The 19,416-nt window shown below is 64.7% G+C and carries 16 protein-coding genes; 4 read left to right on the top strand and 12 right to left on the bottom strand.

Annotation, left to right across the window (positions count from 1 at the left end; all coding sequences use genetic code 11):
• Positions 1–56: 56 nt before the first annotated feature.
• The 9 genes from HU720_RS17415 to HU720_RS17375 form a co-directional block, all read right to left on the bottom strand.
• Positions 57–1,238, bottom strand: coding sequence for a TerD family protein (locus HU720_RS17415; protein ID WP_186521180.1), 1,182 nt, complete (start codon positions 1,236–1,238; stop codon positions 57–59).
• Positions 1,235–1,822: a TerD family protein gene (locus HU720_RS17410; RefSeq protein ID WP_186521179.1), complete on the bottom strand. Its 588-nt coding sequence runs from the start codon at positions 1,820–1,822 to the stop codon at positions 1,235–1,237. Before HU720_RS17410 ends, HU720_RS17415 begins: the two co-directional genes overlap by 4 nt.
• Before the next feature lie 2 nt (positions 1,823–1,824).
• Complete coding sequence (locus HU720_RS17405; RefSeq protein WP_186521178.1) at positions 1,825–2,580, bottom strand: HAD-IB family hydrolase; 756 nt, start codon at positions 2,578–2,580, stop codon at positions 1,825–1,827.
• On the bottom strand, positions 2,577–3,521 hold the full coding sequence (locus HU720_RS17400; RefSeq protein ID WP_186521177.1) for an HpcH/HpaI aldolase/citrate lyase family protein: 945 nt from the start codon (positions 3,519–3,521) through the stop codon (positions 2,577–2,579). Before HU720_RS17400 ends, HU720_RS17405 begins: the two co-directional genes overlap by 4 nt.
• Positions 3,521–4,612, bottom strand: a complete 1,092-nt coding sequence (locus tag HU720_RS17395; protein WP_186521176.1) for a cysteine protease StiP domain-containing protein — start codon at positions 4,610–4,612, stop codon at positions 3,521–3,523. The genes HU720_RS17400 and HU720_RS17395 overlap by 1 nt, the downstream gene beginning before the upstream one ends.
• Positions 4,605–5,363 carry a trehalose phosphatase gene (locus HU720_RS17390; RefSeq protein ID WP_186521175.1) on the bottom strand — a complete coding sequence of 253 codons (759 nt, stop codon included), beginning with the start codon at positions 5,361–5,363 and terminating at the stop codon, positions 4,605–4,607. The genes HU720_RS17395 and HU720_RS17390 overlap by 8 nt, the downstream gene beginning before the upstream one ends.
• Positions 5,353–6,489 carry a phosphoribosyltransferase domain-containing protein gene (locus tag HU720_RS17385; RefSeq protein ID WP_186521174.1) on the bottom strand — a complete coding sequence of 379 codons (1,137 nt, stop codon included), beginning with the start codon at positions 6,487–6,489 and terminating at the stop codon, positions 5,353–5,355. The genes HU720_RS17390 and HU720_RS17385 overlap by 11 nt, the downstream gene beginning before the upstream one ends.
• A 68-nt stretch (positions 6,490–6,557) precedes the next feature.
• Entirely contained in the window at positions 6,558–7,685 is a 1,128-nt protein-coding gene (locus HU720_RS17380) for a trypsin-like peptidase domain-containing protein (protein WP_186521173.1), read from the bottom strand.
• Between the two features lie 70 nt (positions 7,686–7,755).
• Positions 7,756–8,754, bottom strand: coding sequence for an ATP-grasp domain-containing protein (locus tag HU720_RS17375; protein ID WP_186521172.1), 999 nt, complete (start codon positions 8,752–8,754; stop codon positions 7,756–7,758).
• A gap of 291 nt (positions 8,755–9,045) precedes the next feature.
• On the opposite strand from HU720_RS17375, the gene HU720_RS17370 reads away from it, so the two are divergent.
• Positions 9,046–9,993, top strand: a complete 948-nt coding sequence (locus HU720_RS17370; RefSeq protein WP_186521171.1) for an endonuclease — start codon at positions 9,046–9,048, stop codon at positions 9,991–9,993.
• Positions 9,994–10,176: 183 nt separating this feature from the next.
• Positions 10,177–12,069: a penicillin-binding protein 2 gene (mrdA, locus tag HU720_RS17365; protein WP_186521170.1), complete on the top strand. Its 1,893-nt coding sequence runs from the start codon at positions 10,177–10,179 to the stop codon at positions 12,067–12,069.
• A 6-nt stretch (positions 12,070–12,075) separates the two neighbouring features.
• Here mrdA and HU720_RS17360 read toward each other — a convergent pair whose 3' ends face one another.
• Genes HU720_RS17360 through HU720_RS17350 form a run of 3 tightly spaced genes read right to left on the bottom strand, consistent with a single transcriptional unit; the run spans position 12,076 to position 17,698 of the window.
• The gene (locus HU720_RS17360; RefSeq protein ID WP_186521169.1) at positions 12,076–15,231 is read right to left on the bottom strand and encodes a CusA/CzcA family heavy metal efflux RND transporter; all 3,156 of its coding nucleotides are present in this window, start codon (positions 15,229–15,231) and stop codon (positions 12,076–12,078) included.
• Between the two features lie 14 nt (positions 15,232–15,245).
• Positions 15,246–16,454, bottom strand: coding sequence for an efflux RND transporter periplasmic adaptor subunit (locus HU720_RS17355; protein WP_186521168.1), 1,209 nt, complete (start codon positions 16,452–16,454; stop codon positions 15,246–15,248).
• Positions 16,455–16,495: 41 nt separating this feature from the next.
• Positions 16,496–17,698: a TolC family protein gene (locus HU720_RS17350; RefSeq protein WP_186521167.1), complete on the bottom strand. Its 1,203-nt coding sequence runs from the start codon at positions 17,696–17,698 to the stop codon at positions 16,496–16,498.
• Between the two features lie 228 nt (positions 17,699–17,926).
• Between HU720_RS17350 and aroQ the strand changes: the two genes are divergently transcribed.
• Positions 17,927–18,376, top strand: a complete 450-nt coding sequence (gene aroQ / locus HU720_RS17345) for a type II 3-dehydroquinate dehydratase (RefSeq protein WP_186521166.1) — start codon at positions 17,927–17,929, stop codon at positions 18,374–18,376.
• Positions 18,373–19,221: a shikimate dehydrogenase gene (locus HU720_RS17340; RefSeq protein WP_186521165.1), complete on the top strand. Its 849-nt coding sequence runs from the start codon at positions 18,373–18,375 to the stop codon at positions 19,219–19,221. The genes aroQ and HU720_RS17340 overlap by 4 nt, the downstream gene beginning before the upstream one ends.
• The last annotated feature ends 195 nt before the right edge of the window (positions 19,222–19,416 follow it).

Raw genomic sequence — 19,416 nt, 5'->3', positions numbered from 1 at the left:
CCCCGGCCACCAACACAGTGGGCGGCACGCCGCCCGGTTTCCCTGCCGCTGCCCGATTACTTCGAGCCGCGGCCCCAGTTCATGCCCCAGCGGTAGGCTTCATCCATCGGCTTTTGCGAGCGATGGAAGTCCACACGACGGGTCACCTTGACGCTACCGTTGTCGTTTTCGAGCAAGGCAATGGCACAGCAACCCAGGCTGCCGCCCTCCTCGTTCAGGCGCACTTCGATCTCTGCCTGGCCGGGGACGAAAATGGTCACCACGCCGTCGGTTTCACGCCAGTTCGGCGCGCCTTCGTAGATGAACGCGTAGACCAGAATACGGCGAATACGGTTCCACTGGCTGCCATTGATATGTAACCATTCACCTCCGGCCACCGCGCCGGTGCGGTCATCACCCATCAACTGCACGAACGGCTCGTGGTTCAACGCGCCAAACGCATTGCCCAGCGCCTGCACACAGCCTTTTTCGCCATCCTGCAGCTCGTAGAGACAGCCCACGTCCAGGTCGATGGATTTGCCACGGCCAAAGAAGCCGGCCTTGCCCTTGTTCCAGTTCAGGTTGACGCGAATCTCGCCAAAACCGCCTGCAGACTTCTCCAGGCTGATCGAGGTCCGGGTCTTGTCCAGGGTCACCTTGCTCAGGCTGACACTCGGCTTTGGCGCAGGTGGCGGCGCAGGCGTTGCCACCGGGGCCGGCGCGGGTGCTGGAGCAGGCGCCGCTGAAGGAGCCGGCGCGGCAACGTCGACGCCAAAGTGGGTCGCCAGCGGCGCAAGGCCACCGGCAAAGCCCTGGGCGACGCAGCGGAACTTCCACTGGCCCTGGCGCAGATAGAACTCACCGAGTATCAACGCGGTTTCTTTCATGCCTGCGGTGGGGATCTGCGCTTCGATACCACCACTTACGCTCACGCTCAGGCTCGACACCCGGTCGAAGCTGGCCTTGTTCTCGTACAGCGTGGCCGTCAGTGCGATTTTCTCGATCGACGCATCCAGGTTCGCCAGGTTGATACTGAACGCAGCACGCCCGGCAGCCGAGTCGAGCAGTTGCACGGCACCGCCCAGCACGCTGGGCTGGCCGTAGAAGCACATGTCGTTGTCACTGCGCACCTTGCCAGTGGCGGCAAGGGCGAAGGCCGAAACGTCCAGGTCGACGCCAGGAATCGGGGTGTAGACCACCTCGACCCGCAGGTTACCGCTGCCGACAGCAGCGTTGGCCCCCGGGCCAAGGGTGGTCATGGACGCACCGCCTGGGCTGCCAGGCTGACCAGGTCGTCCGCAGTGCGGCCCGAGGTGGTCTGGCCGATAGCCTTGAATTCCCAGCCCGACGCGCCGCGCGACAAGTTGGCCATGACCACGCCGGTGTGCTTGCCCTGCTCGGTCAGGTTGAAGCGGGCCAGCTCGCTTTTGTTGGCGGCATTGACGATACGGCAGTAGGCGTTCTTGACCCGCTCGAAGCTCTGGCCGGTGAACGAGTTCACGGTGAACACCAAGTGAGTGACGCTGGCTGGCAGCGCGCTCAGGTCTACCGAGATCGACTCGTCGTCGCCGTCACCTTCGCCGGTGCGGTTGTCGCCGGAGTGGCGGATCGAGCCGTCACGCGATTGCAGTTGGCGGAACCAGACAAGGTCGACCGGCTGCAGGTTGGCATCGAACAGAATGCACGAGGCATCCAGGTCGATGCTGTCGCCCTGGCCGAACAGCTTGCCCATGAAACCGGTTTTTTCCGGGTCCCAGCCAAGGCCGAGGGTAACCTTGGTCAGGCCGGCGCCGCCGGTCTTTTCAAGAGAGATGCTCTGGTTCTTCGAGAGGGTCAGTGCCATCGTTACGCTCCTTTTTGATCGTTATGCTGCGTGGTGCCGTCATCGACACCCGTTACGGAATGTGTGGTCGCTTCGCCTGGCTGCAAGCGTGCACCGATTTTTGCGATGTTCAACCGCCGGCGCTGCCAGCGTGGGTGGAAATGGCGCCAGTGCGGCTCTTGCGCTGCAGCCAGCAATTCGTGGTCGCCACGGGTATCACCCCAGGCCCGCAGGCGGTATTTATCGAGCGAGCCGTAAACCGCTTCCAGGCGCAGCACCTTGGCTTCGCAGCGGCAGTTGCTGCCGCTGATCTGCCCGGTCAAGCGGCCTTCGACGACTTCAAGCTCGGTGGCGATCAGCTTGATGCCAAGGCGCTGGGCAAATGGCTCCAGCACCAGGCGCGGCGAAGCCGAACAAATGGTCACCTGGGCGCCACTGGCAACCTCGGCGGCTACCGATTTGACACCCGTCGGGCGCATCAGGCGCTTGAAATTCGCCTCGGCGAAGGCCTTGGCCTGTTGCCGGATCCAGTGCTCGTCGGTGCCGGCCAGAAAGGTTGCGATCAACACCGCCTTGAGTTCATCACGGGTCAACCCTTTGCCCAGATAGCGCACGCATGCCGGCAGCATGCGCCACACCCGCGCGGCAAACCCGCGCTTGCCAAAGGCAAACAGCAGGAAGGGTACGAAACTGTCGTGGTGCGTGAGCGTGCCATCGAAGTCAAACACCGACAGCACTGGCGCCGTTGCCGGGCCCGCTTCAAGCATGTCCTGGGTCATCGAGCCACCTCCGCAAGCCGCACCGGCTCGGCAAGGCTGGCCTCGGCCGCCTTCACGCCGTGCCAGCGCGCACGTTCGATGATATTGACCGCCCAGTTGTGATGGGTGGCAGGCTCGAGCATGGCGTCGTTGTGGCGGAACACCGCCGGCGCCTGCTCGCTGACAATCAGCCTGGCGCAGTTCAGGTCGTCCAGCGTGACGCGGAAACTGTCGTGAATCTGCGCGATCTGCGAGGGATGAATGGCGGTCTTGCCGACCAGCCCATGGGCGATATCCAGTTGTAGCTCCTCATCGAGCAGGCCAGGGGTGGCCAGCTGCTCGAACACCGGCGCGGTAAGCGCGAACCCCTGCGAACCCAGCACCCCGGCGAGCATTGGAATGACATAGCCCATGGGCGTCTGGTACAGGGTGGTTGATGGGTTTCGACGAAGGCCCAGGCAGCCCATCAAGTCGTTGCCGCCAATGCGCAACGCCAGGATGCGGCCGCCGAGCGACTGGCGCAGTGCGCAGCCAAGCTCAGCCATCGCGGTCGGGTTGTAGACCTCGCTGGTTTCGAGCGTGGGCATCAGCAGCAGTTCCGCACGCGAGACCGCGCGCGCCCACAATGGCAGGCTGGCCAAGGTGAGTTTGGGCACCACGAAACCATCGACGGCGGCGATTTCCGGCCAGTCGTTGAGCGCTGCGGCCATCTCGCTGTCGCGAGGGCGCACGAACACCAGCGGCCCGTCGGCACGACGCCCTTCCAGCAACATGCCGCGCAGCACGGCGCGCAGCGAATTCAAGGCGCTGTCGACGTCGATGGCAGCCACCGCGTCCTCCAGGCAGATCACCAGCGAGCGCAGGCCTGGGAGTTTGTGCCCGGCGATCACCTCAAGGATGTCGGCGCGGGTTGCCGGCATGTACAACGTGGCCCCCAGGGCATAGGGCGATACACGCTCCATCAGCTAACCCCTCGAATAACGGTTACAGCACGATACGGCCCCAACACATCACCCACCTGCTGCACTTGCAGGCCGGCGCGGTCAGTCAGGTGGATCAGCAGTTGCACATCGGCATCGCTGCGGTCGCGCACCAGCACTTGGTCCGGCACCCGGCGAAGCACCGCGCGGGTCGCCTCGGCGATGCCCGGCTTGATGCGGTTCAGGTTGCTGATATCAAAACGCTCGGCAAGGCTCTGCACCACGCCCAGCGCGTCACGCTGCAAGCCCGCAGCCTGCTCGTCGCTCCACGGCTGCGCCGGGCTTGCGGTAATGCCGGCGCGCAGGGCTTCGATCTGCTCGATGAACGAGCGGGTCACGTCGCAGGCGCGCAAGTGATCATAGACCACGCACCCATGCAGGCCGCCGTCGGCGGGCCAGATCGAACGCGACACCAGCCCTGACACCGTGGCGCCGAGGATGCCCGATGGGATGATCCAGTCTTCGGCCGAGGCGGCCAGCCAGGCGCGCCCACAGGGGTCGGCGAGCACCACCAGGCGCGGTTTGCTTGGGAAACGCGGGTCGTCGCCAAGGCTGCGGACGATTTCGCCGCAGATGGCGCCCTTACCGGTCCAGCCATCGACGAAGACAATGTTTTCGGCGCCGTGGGCAGCGATGATTGCCTCAAGGGCCACCTTGTCGATGCCGCGGTCGCGGACGATGCTGATGCCGTAGTGATGAGCCTTACGCCCGAGCCCGTTCAATGCGCGGCGCAGCAGCACACCCAGCGGCAGCCCGGCACGCACGAAGGACACCAGCACGATCTCAGGCCCCTGATAATGCGCGTGCAACGCCAGCGCCAGCGCCTGCACGTCGGCCGCCATGCGCTGGCCATTTTGCGCCAGCGCACGCTCGAACAGTGCCATGTGCGCCGCGGACGGTGCATCTTCCTGGCTGATCATCTCGGAGTAGTGTTTCTGCTGGGTCTGGATCAGGCGCTCCTTCTCCAGCACATCGGTCAGGCCGATGCTGACCGGGCGCAGCAAAAACTGGACATCTTCGGGCAGATAACTGCCGCTGCCGACGGTCTGCTCAAGCAGGTGGCGATCAAACATGCAGCACCCCGTCCAGGCATTTGGCGAGCTGGCTGTTCACCGGCGTCGACCAGAAATGGCAGAGGTTCATGAAACCAAGGTCGGTGATGCTGTCACCAAAGCCCAGCACTGGCCGCTCGCCGTGTTGGGCGCGGTCCAGTTCCAGATAGTGCTGCACCGCCGCCGCCTTGGACAGGCCGTGGGGCAGCAGCGCCAGGTTGTTGCCGTTGGCGTGGGTATGCATGCCTTCGAGCAGGCCAGCATCACGCAGCTTGCCCAGCACCATCAGCAGGTCGGCATCGCTGCCGTCGTTATGCTTGATGACTACGTAGTGGCGCTGTTCAGCCTCTTCCACGACCCAGCCCCGCAGCGACACGCCGTGCTCCTCGCCGATTTGCAGCGCGGTTTCGCAGAGCACCGGCAGGCGCTCCTGGAAGCTGCCGAGTAGTTGGCCCATGACACCGTGCCAGTGCAGGTTGACGCTGCCATCCGGGTTGAGCATCAGGCCACCGTGGGAGCAGATGGCGGCGCCACTGAAACCCAGGCGTACACGGGAGAATGCCTCGGCGCTGCGCGCGGTTACCGGCACCACGTCGGTGCAGGCGAGCAGCCACTCGACGAAGGATTTCTGCACGGTGGTCTGATAGCCGCTGACGCCGCCGTCGACATCGTATGAAGCCGGGTGGCGCGGCGTGCCTGGCGGCATCTTGCGGGCGGTCTGGAACAGCGTGTCGTCCAGGTCGATAAGTACCAGCGGGCGATTAGCGGCCATCGACGATCACCTGCGCATCCAGTTCCTGGACAAGCTCCACAGGCATGGCCTGGGCGTCTGTCTCGCTGCAGATCAGCACACGGTCGAACTGACCGGGCGCCACGTTGTAAAGGAAGTTGACGATACCCAGCCCGTAGTTGTCGGCAAAGCTCAGGGCGTGCTCAATGGCGTGGCCCAGGGCAATCGGTGAACGGGTGGTCGAGCTGAAGTACACCTCGGCGCCTGCGCGCTCCAGGCGCTCGGCCAGCAAGAACGGCTTCCAGACGAACTCGCCGGTGCCGATCACAGCAATGCGCTCGCCCGGGTTCGCCTGGATGTCCAGCCCAAGGGTGTCGGCAACCGCTCGGGTGCCCAACCGCCCCCAGTCGTTGCTTGGGTCTATCGGCCATGAACCAACGGCCACGGTGCCGGTTTGCGGCATATCCGGCAGCGGCGCCAGTGGATCCTCGATGAACTGGTAGGCACCGCTGAGCAGCGACACTTGGTCAGCATGCTGGCCAATGCCCGCCGATACCGCGCCCGCCGACCAGTCGGTCAGCACGCAGGTGACCACACGCTCGATGCGACCAAGGCCAGCATCGACCAACGCACGGTGCAGGTTGACGAAGGTCTTGCCAGTGGAGGCTTCGTCGTCGACCAGCACCAGCGACCGCGCTTCACGCATCATGCGCGCCAGTTCGGCGTCTACAGGTTCGTGCACAAGGTGCGCACTGGCGTGGCTGTGCTCTTCTTCGAAGCGGGCAAAGATGGCGTCACCGACCGGGTGGCGTGTACTGACGATATACAGGCTGTCCGGGCGGCTGCGGGCGTAGGCACGGTGCACCCCGGCGCCAAGGCCTACGGCGGTTTCGGCCATGCCGACAACCAGCACGGGGCCCGGCAGGTCGGCGGGGATTTTTTCAGCCAGCGCCTGGTAGGTGAATTCCATGACCGAGGGTTTGACCGGAATGTGCTTGCCGAGCACGCGCGATACGAACAGAAACGCGCGTTTGGGGTTGCGCCGCTCGGCAAAGCCGAACAGCGACTGCGGTGCGATCGAGGCCTGTTCGACATCGACCTGCAGCACTCCACGCTTGAGCGTTGCGCTGAGTTTGGTAACCGCTTGATCCACTAGGTGTTGCTCCATACTTCAATCCTGTGCCAGGTCGCGTCGACGCTACGCTGCGCACGTGTGTTTTCAATGAATGACTGGCATCAGTTGCGTGCTTCGACCTTCCACAGCGACGGCTGCACGCCCTTGGCGATCTGCGCCGGGGTCTGCGTGAGGTTGCTGTCGTCGTGGTCGATGCCGATGTGACAAGCCTCGAGAAAGGCGCAAAGCAGGTGCGACTTGACCGCAAAGTTCATGTTTTGCGCATCCGGCACCGTGGAGGTGACCATGCCCACCACCCGACCGCCGGCATCGAACAGCGGGCTGCCGCTGGAGCCTGGCTGGATGGCGGCGGTGAACTGCAGCAGGCTGGCATCGTTGCGCAGCCCGAACAGCGCCGAAACGCCGCCTTGGGTAACGTGGGCACCGCCGCCTGCGAAACCGGCCATGGGAAAGCCTACGGCGGTGACCGGGTCGCCCAGCGAGCTGCCGCCGCGGCTGGCAAAACGCACCGGCTGCAGCTGCACGCCTTCAACCCGAAGCAGGGCAATGTCGTTGGTGGTATCGACCATCACCGGCTCTGCACGGTGGCGCCCGGTGAAGGAGTTGATTTCGATATGGGACATGCCTTCGATGACATGGGCGCAGGTCAAAAGCGCGCCGCTTGCCACGGCAAAGCCGGTGCCGGTTGCAGCGCTGCAACGCGGGTTGCCGCCGCCAGACGGCGCACGTTCTGGATGGGCGTCGTCGATTTCGATGCCCATGCGCCGGGCCAGTGCGCTCAGGCCATAGGCCGAGCCTTCAGCCAGGGCGCGGAACTTCCACTGCCCTGCCCGCAGGTAGAACTCGCCGAAGATCAGCGCGCTTTCGCCATTGCCAGAGACATCCAGGTCATAGCTGGCGCCGCCTTCAAGGCGCACACGCAGCGTGCCCAGTTGGTCGATGGGGCCAATATTGGAGTAGCGGTACACCACAAGTAGCACCCGGTCGCTGCCCGCGGGCAAGGTGTCCAGTTGCAGGTCGCAGATGATCTTGCTGCGGTCACCGCTCCAGCGCATCCAGGCGCTTTGCTCGGCATGCAACAGGGCGGCGCTGCCCTTCGGGGAGCGCTTGTCATCGACTGGAATCAGGGCCACTGCGGTGGAATTGCCGAAGGCTTCGTGCAGTGAGGTTTCAAGTGTCCATGAGGCTTTAGGCGAACTCAGTGCAATGTTCGCGCCCGGCGTCAGCATGTCTCGCTCCCTGAATGACATGGTTCTCCAATAAGAACCGAAATGTAACAGAATGTCGGCCTTTTTGACATCAAGCGGGAAGCACCACGGCTACCGTGATCGCCTTGACCCGCGCACCCTCCAGCCATTCGCCGACGGGTGGTACAAGGCCCAGACGGCGGGTGGCAAACACGCCCGGCAGGTTGATACCCGTAGCGCGGGTGTAACCGATGCCACCGGAATAACGCGGGTTGATTTCGAGCAGATGCGGCTGGCCGTGGGCGTCGTCGCGGGTCTGCACGTTGACGATGCCGTCACAGCCAAAGTGCCGCGCCGCAGCAATGGCCAGCGCCGTAGCTGCCGAGTCGCGCTCGAACGTTTGATGAACGCCTGCCTTGCGCCGGCCCACCCAGGCTACAACCTCACCGCCCTCACAGACCATGTCCACCGAGCACTCGGTGCCGGGCAGGTAAGGCATGACCAGCATCGGCTTGTGCGGCTCTGCCGCCGCGTAGGCGCGGTGATAGGTGGCGAAGTCGACCTCGCGGGCGTCGGGGTTGGCGAAGCAGCGGAACGGGTCGGCGCTGGCCTTGAAGCGCCAGAAACCCTGGCCATAAATGCCCACGGCGGGCTTGATGCAGACCTCGCCGGCACTGGCCAGGCGGGTATAGGCAGCTTCAAGTTGCGCGGCGTCGTTGACCGTGATGGCCGGAATGCAGGCAAGCCCGGCGCGCTCGGCTTCGGCGGTGAACTGGTCCTTGTGGTCGACCTGATCGAAGGTGCGCATGCTCAGTCCCCCCGTTACCAGGGTGATGCCGGCAGCGGCGAAGTCGGCGCGGTGCTGTTCGTACAACGCGCCATTGCGCCCGGCGACCACCAGCTGGATGCCGTGGCGCTTGGCGGTGTCGATGACCCAGGCCAGGCGCTCTTCGGTGGCCTGCGGCTCGCGCAGGCCAACATCGGCGACGCCGGTAATCTCAGGGCGGTCTCCGGCATGCGAGGCGAACACCTGCACATCGGCCGGCAGCGCCTCCCGCGCACCGAGGATTACATCACGCTGCGAAGCCTGACCTTCCAGAAACCAAATCATGGGGCAATACCTTGAGAGTGTGGCGGGGCCACGCATCGATGCGCGCCCCAGAACCAAGCGGAGATAGTAACGAGGTCAACAATGGATTCAAGCGCTGCACCGCTGTAAACGGCGCTCACCCCACTGTTTACGGGAAAAAAGTGTATTACAGGATATATTTCCGAATGAGAGCGCGTGGCGCGGCCAAAATTCCGTTGCACCTGTGGCGCCCCTCAACAGCGGCCAATCCAGCCTCAACCGTATGATTTTCCTGCGTATAATCGCGTTTTTTCCGACGTTGATCTACGCCCAATGAAAAGACTGTTGTATGCCGCATCGTTGTTCCTCAGCCTGGTGCCCTGTGCCTTTGCCACGCCCCCGGCCACTTTCACCGAAGCCAAGGTAGTCGCCAAGCAGAAGGTCTACCTCGACCAGGCCAGCAGCGCCCAGGGCGATTTGTACTGCGGCTGCAAATGGACGTGGGTCGGCAAGTCGGGCGGGCGTATCGATCCGGGCTCGTGCGGCCTTGAAGCGCGCAAGCAGCAGAACCGCGCCGAGCGCACTGAATGGGAACACATCGTCCCGGCCTGGACCTTCGGCCACCAGCGCCAGTGCTGGCAAAATGGCGGCCGTGAAGCCTGCGTCGACAAGGACCCGGTATTCCGCGCCATGGAAGCCGACCTGTTCAACATCTACCCCGCCGTCGGCGAGGTCAACGGTGACCGCAGCAACTTCAACTACGGCATGGTCAGCGGCGTGCCTGCGCAATACGGGCAATGCCCGACCAAGGTCGACTTCGTGCAGAAAGCCGCGGAACCGCGCGACGCGGTGAAAGGCCTGGTAGCGCGCACCACGTTCTACATGTTCGATCGCTACCAGTTGAACATGTCGCGCCAGCAACAGCAGCTGCTGATGGCCTGGAACAAGCAGTACCCGGTCACCGAGTGGGAAAAGGTGCGCGACCGCCGTATCGCCGCGGTGATGGGGCACAGCAACCCGTTCGTCACCGGCGAGCGTAGCTGGACGCCGGGCTACAAGCCGGCAGGTGCCGCCAGCAGCGTGGCCAGCAACGCACCAAGCCCTGCCCCGGCCCGCGCTGCCGCCCAGGGCGCGGTGCTGGGCAACCGCAACAGCCACATCTACCACCTGGCCAACGGCTGCCCGGGCTACAACCAGGTGGCGGCAAAAAACCAGGTGCCGTTCGATTCCGAAGCCCAGGCCCTGGCTGCGGGCTACCGCAAGGCCGGCAACTGCCGATAACGGCCGGATGAACGAATCTTCATGTAGCCCGTATCGCCCTGATACCGGGCCCCATGCAGGCTCAGGCCGGCCTCGGCGTTGCCGGCAGGTTGAGCCCCGGCAAGGGCTTGGGTAGCATCCCCGGCCTTTGTCTGTGCGCGCAGGGAGCCGGCCGCTCCCGCGCCTGATCTCGCCGAGCTACCGATGCCGCAACCCATACCCCTCAAAGACCACCAGACCGAAAAAAGCCTGGTCAACCGCCGGTTGCTGGCCTGCGCCTTGCTGGTTCTGGGCCTGGTGACTGTGCTGGTAAGCCGGCTGTATGTATTGCAGGTGGTGCAGCACGACCAACAGTCGGCCGTGTCGGAAAACAACCGCGTGCATGTGCTGCCGATTCCGCCGGAACGCGGCCTGATCTACGACCGTAATGGCGTGGTACTGGCCGACAACAAGCCCAGCTTCAACCTGACCATGACCCGCGAGCGTGCCGGCAGCGCTGCCCAGGTGCTGGACAGCCTGACGCAGATTCTGGGCCTGTCCGAAGACGACCGCCTGCAATTCGACAAGGACCTGCGCCGCGCCCGCAAGCCATTCGAGCCGGTCACCCTGATGTTTGGCCTGAGCGAGGAGCAGATCGCCCTGCTGGCGGTCAACCAGTTCCGTCTGCCGGGGCTGGAAGTCGAGGCGCAGTTCATCCGCGAATACCCACTGGCAGAGCATTTCGCCCATTCGGTCGGCTATGTGGGGCGGATCAACGAAAAGGAAGCCAAGGTGCTCGACAGCACCGAATACCGCGGCACCCAGTCGATCGGCAAGACCGGTATCGAGCGTTTCTATGAAGCGCAGTTGCACGGCCATGTGGGCTATGAAGAAGTCGAAACCAACGCCCAGGGCCGGGTGATGCGCGTGCTGCGCCATCACGACCCGGTGCCGGGCAAGGATATCGTGCTGAGCCTGGACGCCCAGCTGCAGCAGGCCGCCGAGAAAGCCCTGGGTGACAGGCGCGGCGCCGTGGTGGTGCTGGACCCGGCCAACGGCGACGTGCTGGCGATGGTCAGCAACCCCAGTTTCGACCCCAACCTGTTCGTCAAGGGCATCAGTTTCAAGCAATACGCAGCGCTGCGCGATTCGATCGACCGGCCGCTGTTCAACCGCGTGCTGCGCGGGCTGTACGCGCCGGGCTCGACGGTCAAGCCGGAAGTGGCCATCGCTGGGCTCGACAGCGGCGTGATCAACCCCGCCAGCCGAGTGTTCGACCCCGGCTACTACGAGCTGCCCAACTACGACCACAAATACCGCAACTGGAACCACAGCGGCGATGGCTGGGTAGACATGTACACCGCCATCATGCGTTCCAACGACACCTACTTCTATGACCTCGCGCATAAGCTCGGTATCGACCGCCTGCATGACTACATGGCCGAGTTCGGCCTGGGCCAGAAGGTCTCGCTGGACATGTTCGAGGAAGCCGCCGGGCTGATGCCATCACAGGCCTGGAAGCGCGCCACGCGGCGCCAGGCGTGGTTCCCGGGCGAAACGCTGATCCTCGGCATTGGCCAAGGCTACATGCAGGTCACCCCGCTGCAACTGGCCCAGGCCACCAGCCTGCTGGCCAGCAAGGGCGCCTGGCACAGGCCACACCTGGCGATGACCATTGGCGGCGAGCAGCCGCAGGACCCCAACCCGATGCCGGACATCGTGCTGCACGACAAACGGGCATGGGACCAAGTCAGCCAGGGCATGCAGATGGTCATGCACGACCCGCGCGGCATTGCCCGCGCCGCAGCCGCCGGCGCGCAGTACCGCATTGCCGGCAAGAGCGGCACCGCGCAGGTGGTGGCGATCAAGCAGGGCGAGCGCTACAACCGCAACAAGACCCTGGAGCGGCACCGTGACAACGCGCTGTTCGTCGGCTTCGCCCCGGCTGATCATCCGGCCATGGTGGTGGCGGTGATGATCGAAAACGGCGAGGCCGGCGGTCGTGTCGCCGGCCCCGTGGTGCGCGAAATCATGGATGCCTACCTGCTCGATGACCAAGGCCACCTCAAAGGGCAATATGCCGCCACCCCGGCCACGCACCAGGTGCCGCACAGCTGAGGGCAGCTAGCCCGCCTCTGCTTCGGCGTCTTCCTCGCGCCTGTGCGCCCATTGGTACAACGCCGGCAACACCAAAAGCGTCAGCGCCGTGGACGACAGGATGCCGCCGATCACCACGGTCGCCAGGGGCCGTTGCACCTCGGCGCCGGTGCCGGTCGCAAGGGCCATGGGGATGAAGCCCAAGGATGCCACCAACGCGGTCATCAGCACCGGGCGCAAGCGGGTCAAGGCGCCCTCTTCTACCGCAGCGCGCAGGCCGCGGCCTTCTTCGCGCAGGTTGCGTATGAAGGCGATCATCACCAGGCCGTTGAGCACGGCAACCCCAGACAGCGCGATAAAGCCCACCCCAGCCGAAATCGACAGCGGGATGTCGCGTAGCCACAGCGCCAATACGCCACCGGTGAGGGCGAACGGAATACCGGTGAACACCAACAGGCCATCCTTGAGGTTGTTGAACATCAGCAGCAGCAGCGCCATGACCAACAGCAACGACACCGGCACCACCACCTGCAAGCGCTCGGCCGCCGATTGCAGTTGCTCGAACTGGCCACCCCAGCGGGTCCAGTAACCCGGCGGAATCGGCACCTGGTCGATCAGCGCCTGCGACGCTTGCTGCACGAACGAACCGAGGTCACGGCCACGCACGTTGGCGCTGACCACCACCACGCGCTTGCCGTCCTCACGGCTGACCTGGTTGGGGCCAAGCTCCAGATTCAGTGTCGCCACCTGGCCCAGCGCAATGAAGCCGATCTGCCCGGCGCCGTTGGCAGTATTGGCCGGTACTGGAATCAGCAGACTGGACAGCCCGTCGACATCGGTGCGCAGCGGTTCGGCCAGGCGCACCACCATGTCGAAACGGCGGTCGCCTTCATACAGCGTGCCAGCGGTGCGCCCGCCAACGGCGATGGCGATGGCGTCCTGCACATCACCCACGTTCAAGCCATACCGGGCGGCCTTGTCGCGGTCAATGTCGATGGTCAGCACCGGCAGGCCGGTGGTTTGCTCGACCTTGACCTCCGAGGCGCCCGGTACTTGCTGCAGGCGCGCGGCGATCTGTGCCGCGGTGCGGTTGAGCACGGCCATGTCGTCACCGAAGACCTTCACCGCGACATCGCTGCGCACCCCGGAAATCAGCTCGTTGAAGCGCAACTGGATCGGCTGCGACAGCTCGTAGTTGCTGCCCGGCACGCCGGCTGCGGCGCGTTGCACTTCGGCGATCAGCGCCTCACGAGGTTTGTCTGGGTCTGGCCAGTGCTTACGCTCCTTGAGCATTACATAGGCATCGGAGATATTCGGCGGCATCGGGTCGGAGGCGATTTCAGCCGTGCCGGTACGCGCGAACACCCGCTCGACCTCTGGCACCTGCTCAATGATGGCTTGTTCGAGGCGCTGCTGCATGTCCACCGACTGCGACAAGCTGGTGCCGGGTACGCGCAGTGCCTGCAAGGCAAAGTCGCCCTCGCTGAGGCTTGGGATGAACTCGCTGCCCATGCGGCTGCCCAGCACACCCGACAGCACCACCACGGTGGCCGCAGCGGCAAATGCCAGGTTGCGCCGGCCCAGCACCCACTCAAGCACCGGTGCATAGCGACGGCGCGCGGTGCGCATCACCACGCCCTCTTCTTCCCTGACCTTGCCGGTCACGAACAGCGCCAGCGCCGCCGGCACGAACGTCACCGACAGAATCATCGCGCCCAGCAGCGCCAGCACCACAGTGAAGGCCATGGGATGGAACATCTTGCCCTCGACCCCGGTGAGGGCAAAGATCGGCAGGTACACCACCATGATGATCAACTGCCCGTAGATCAGCGGCCGGCGCGCCTCGCGGGCGGCGGCGAACACTTCATGGAAGCGCTCGCTGCGGGTCAGCATGCGGCCATGGCGTTGCTGGGCGTGGGCCAAGCGGCGGATGGCGTTCTCGACGATCACCACTGCACCGTCGACGATGATGCCGAAGTCCAACGCGCCCAGGCTCATCAGGTTGGCGCTGACCTTGTTGCTGAACATGCCGGTGAAGGTGAACAGCATCGATAGCGGGATGACCATGGCGGTAATCAGCGCCGCACGGATATTGCCCAGGAACAGGAACAATACGGCAATGACCAGGATCGCGCCTTCGATGAGGTTCTTCTTCACCGTGCCGATGGCTTTTTCGACCAGGTTGGTGCGGTCGTAGACGGTAACGGCGACAACGCCCTTGGGCAGGCTGCGGTTGATCTCTTCAAGCTTGGCCGCCACGGCCTGGGACACGCTGCGGCTGTTTTCGCCGATCAGCATGAACACCGTACCCAGCACCACTTCGCGGCCGTTTTCGGTCGCAGCGCCTGAGCGCATCTCCTGGCCAAGGCCGACCTGCGCGACGTGGCTGACGCGGATCGGCGCACCCTCGACGCTGGCAATGACAATGTTGGCGATATCGTCAGCCGAGGCCACCTGCCCTGGTGCACGGATCAGCAACTGTTCGCCGTTGCGTTCGATGTAACCGGCACCGACGTTGGCGTTGTTGCGCTCAAGCGCCCCGACAAGGTCGTTGAGAGTCAGCTTGTAGGCGGCAAGGCGCTTGGGGTCGGGCGCGATCAGGTATTGCTTGGCATGGCCGCCGATACTGTTGACCTCTGCCACACCCGGCACGTTGCGTAATTGCGGTTTGATGATCCAGTCCTGGATCACCCGCAGGTCGGTGGCGCTGTAGGCGGTGCCATCGTCTTTCAGGGCACCGTCCTGGGCCTCGACGGTCCACAGGAAGATCTCGCCCAGGCCTGTGGAGATTGGCCCCATGGCCGCTTCAATGCCCTCGGGCAGTTGCTCGCGGGCCACTTGCAGGCGCTCGTTGACCAACTGCCGGGCGAAGAAGATATCGACGCTGTCATCGAAAATCACCGTCACCTGCGACAGCCCCGAGCGCGAAAGCGAACGGGTCTGCTTGAGGTCAGGCAGGCCAGCCATGGCGGTTTCGATGGCATAAGTGATGCGCTGCTCGGTCTCCAGGGGCGAGTAGCCGGGCGCTGCGGTATTGATCTGTACCTGCACGTTGGTGATGTCGGGGACCGCATCGATGGGCAGTTTCTGGTAGCTGTGGATACCCACGGCGGCCATCAGTACCACGGCGAGCATGACCACCAGGCGTTGCTCGATGGCAAACTGGATCAGGCGTTCGAACATGTCAGGCGTTCCCGTCAGTGGCTGTGTTCAGCCGAGCCTTTGCCCAGCTCGGACTTGAGGATGAAGCTGCCGGCGCCGGCAACCACGCTGCCAGCGGCCAGGCCCTGGCTGATTTCCACCTGCCCGGCATCACGCCGGCCGGTCTGTACAGGGCGGGCCTGGAAGCCTTCTTCGGTGCGGGCGAATACCACGGTCTGCTCTTCCCAGGTTTGCAGCGCGCTTTCGGGTACTACTACGGCGGCGTCGAAGCGCTCGACGGTGACTGCGATATTGACGAACAGGCCGGGGCGCCAGGCGCCATTGGGGTTGGCCAAGGTTGCACGTACAGTGGCGGCACGGTTCTGCTCGCCCAGCAGGCTGCCGACGTAATTGACCTTGCCTTGCACCTGGGCGTTGAGGTCAGCGGCGCTGACGGTGACATCGCGGCCACTGACCACCTTGTCGAGGTCGCGGGGGGCCACGGCAAAAGTCGCCCAGACCCGGCTCAGGTCAGACAGGGTGAAGGCGTTGCTGGTCTCACTCACCACCTCACCCAGGCTCAGGTGCTTTTCAACCACCACGGCATCGAAAGGTGCACGCAGCTCGAAACGGTTGCCCTGGCCAGCCGGGGCCACGGCGGCGACCTTCTGCCGGGCATTGGCGGCGGCAATTTCGGCCTCCTGCAAGCCTTGGCGCGCTTGCAGGTAGTCCTGTTCGGCGCTGATGCGCTCCTGCCACAGTTGCTTTTCACGCTCGAAGGTCAACCGCGCCAACTCCAGGCGCCGCTGGGCGGCCTGTTGCTCGCTGCGCAGGTCGGAAATCTGCTGGCTGGCAATCACTGCCAGCACCTGGCCACGCTTGACCGCCTGGCCAAGCTCGGCGTGCACCGATTCGACCACGCCAGGGACGCGGGGCACGACGTGGGCCGTGCGGTCCTCATCGAAGCGGATCTCGCCCGGAAAACTGATCGCGCTGCCGAGCGCCTGGGGGCCGGCGGTAATCAATTGCACCCCGGCGGCTTTGATCTGCTCGCCGCTCAGGTGCACTTGGCCTTCTTCGTCTTCGTGGCCTTCGGCTTTTTCTTCATCGTGGCCATGGCTTTCTTCGCCGTGGCCCTCCTCGCCATGATCATCGTGCTGGGCACTGCTGCGGGCCTCGCCGACAGTGCCGGTCCAGGCCAGGCCGCCAAGGCCAAGGGTTGCCAGGGCTGCGGCGAGGATCGCAAGTTTGCGGGGGGTGGTCATGGGGGCTCCTGCTGGAAAGTCGTCGGGGGCTGGGTAGCGGCTCAGAGTTCGCCGTAAATGCGTTCAACCTGGGCGCGGGCGTCGCTGGCCTGGGCCAGGGCGTCCAGGTACAGCCCGCGTGCCTCGATCAAGGTGCGCTGGGCGTCGAGCACGTCGAGGAAGGCGAACTTGCCCATCTCGAAGCCACGGGTGGCGGTGTCCACGGCTTGCTGCGCCGAGGGCAGGATGGTGCGGTCATAGGCCTGTACGTCCTGCATGGCGCTGGCCCATTGCTCGGCGGCACTGCGGGTTTCACTGTGCAGGCGCAACGAGACGGCCGTATACAGGTCGCGAGCCTGGTCGGCACGGCGGGCAGCAGCCAGCACATTGCCCTGGTTGCGGTCGAACAACGGCAGCGGCATCGACAAACCGACCACGTTGACCCGCTCGCGGTCCTCGCGGCTGTACTGGCTGCCAACGCTGACGGTGAGGTTGGGGATGCGCTGCGCGCGGGCCGAACCCAGGCTGGCATCGCCCTGTTCGATCTGCGCGGCGGCCAGGCGCCAGTCGGCGCTCTGTTCGACCCGCGCCAGCAGTTGCTCGACACGCGGCGCCGGGCCCGGCGACAGGCTGGCGGCATCGAGTTGCTCGAAGCGGCTTTCAGTGTTGCCGGTCAACCGCGCCAACGCCTGCCAGGCCACGCTGCGTCCGCTTTGGGCGCGGCGCACCGCGGCTTGGGCCTGGGCCAGTTGCACCTGCGCGCGGGTGGCCTCGACCGGTGACGACTGCCCCGCCTTGACCCGCCCTTCAGCTACCCGCACACCGCGCTCGGTCAGGGCCTGGGATTGCTGCGCCAGCTCCAGTGCAGTCTGCGCGCGCAACGCGCCGTGGTAGGCCTGGATCACCTCGGCGCGCAGCGCGTTTCGCTGGCGCTCCAGTTGCAGTTGGGCAATCGACTGGCCAGCTTGGGCAAGCTCTACGCGCGCGCCGCGCTTGCCGCCGAGCTCCAGCGCCTGGCTGAGCATGACGGTGGTGGTGCTGGTACTGCGCCGGGTGTCCTCGACCTCCCAGGACAGTTCTGGGTTCGGCAGCAGCCCGGCCTGTCGGCGCTCGCCCTCGGCAATGCCGATTTCGCGGCCCACAGCGGCCAGCTCCGGGTTCTGCGCGTAAGCGGCGTCGAGCGCCTGGGCCAGGCTCAGCGTTTCGGCGCCAGCCGGGCCTGCCAGCAGCAGGCACAGCAAGGCGATCTTGCGGGGGATGGGCACGGCGAAAGTCCTCGTCGACAAACAGCTCAAAGCGTTGGCGAGGGACTCTAGGCAGGCGCGGTTATCGAGGTGGTGGCAGTGAAATTACAATTCTGTAATGCAGCACCCAGGCGAACAATGGCGGCGATGGTTCGATAATCGCCCAATATCCTGACGCAAGGATTTGACGAAACTAACCGGATGGTACAAAACTCGGGTCAACCAAAAACAACAAAGCGATACCCCGCCATGACACCCCGAATTCTCGTGCTCAACGGCCCCAACCTGAACCTGTTGGGTACCCGTGAACCCGCCCAGTACGGCCACGAAACCCTCGCCGATCTCGCCCGCCTGTGCGCCGACAGCGCCCAAGCGCAGGGCTTGCAGTTGGAGTTTCGCCAGACCAACCACGAAGGCGAGCTGCTCGACTGGATCCACGCCGCCCGTGGCCGCTGCCATGGCATCGTGATCAACCCTGCGGCCTGGACCCACACCTCTGTGGCCATTCGCGATGCACTGGTCGCGGCGGAGCTGCCGGTGATCGAAGTTCACCTGTCCAACGTGCACAAGCGCGAACCGTTCCGCCACGTATCGTTCGTCTCCAGCATTGCTGTGGGGGTGATCTGCGGGCTTGGCAGCCAAGGGTATCGCATGGCCCTGAACTGGTTCGCCGAGCACCTCAAGGAGGGCCAGGCATGAATACTTCAGGCATTCTCGCAGGCCTGATCGGCCGCGGCATCCAGGCCTCGCGCACCCCTGCCCTGCATGAACATGAGGGTGACGCCCAGAGGCTGCGTTATCTGTACAGGCTGATCGACGCGGACCAACTGGGGGTCGATGACAGCGCTCTGGCGCAACTGCTGGACGCCGCCGAGCAGACCGGTTTTACCGGGCTGAACATCACCTTCCCATTCAAACAGGCGATCCTGCCGCTGCTCGACGAGCTGTCGGAAGAGGCCCGTGGCATTGGCGCGGTCAACACCGTGGTGCTGCGCGATGGCAAGCGGGTAGGCCACAACACTGACTGCCTGGGCTTTGCCGAGGGCTTGCGCAGGGGCTTGCCGGGGGTGAGCAAACACCTTGTGGTGCAGCTTGGCGCCGGCGGTGCCGGCTCTGCGGTGGCCCATGCGCTGCTGGCGGACGGGGTTGAGCACTTGGTGTTGTTCGAGGTGGATCAGGCCCGCGGCCAGGCCTTGGTAGAAAACCTGGCGCAACGTTTCGGCGCAGGTCGCGCGTCGCTGGGCACTGACTTGGCTAATGTACTGGCCGAGGCCGACGGGCTGGTCAACACCACGCCCGTGGGCATGGCCAAGCTGCCGGGCATGCCGCTGCCAGCCAACCTGCTGCATGCGCGGTTGTGGGTGGCCGAGATTATCTATTTCCCGTTGGAGACAGAATTGCTGCGCCAGGCCCGGGCCTTGGGCTGCAAGACCCTGGATGGGGGGACCATGGCGGTGTTTCAGGCGGTCAAGGCATTCGAGCTGTTCAGCGGGCGAGCGGCAGATGCCGAGCGGATGCAGGCGCATTTTGCGAGTTTTGCGTGAGATAGGGTGCAGCGCGTGGGGTGGGCGGGTCGGGCTGCTGGCCTCATCGCAGGCTAGCGCCAGCTCCCACAGGGCCGGTGCACAGCTGCAATATTGAGGCCTGGCACAGATTTCTGTAGGAGATCACCCAGCCCTTCCGGGCTGCGCTGTCGCGCAGAGAACTGGGCACCGTGGGAGCGGGCTTGCCCCGCGATG

The organism is Pseudomonas sp. SWRI51 (assembly GCF_014268825.1).
GTDB lineage: Bacteria > Pseudomonadota > Gammaproteobacteria > Pseudomonadales > Pseudomonadaceae > Aquipseudomonas > Aquipseudomonas farsensis.
The sequence above is the reverse complement of the archived record's forward strand: the minus strand, read 5'-3'. Positions and strand labels throughout refer to the sequence as shown.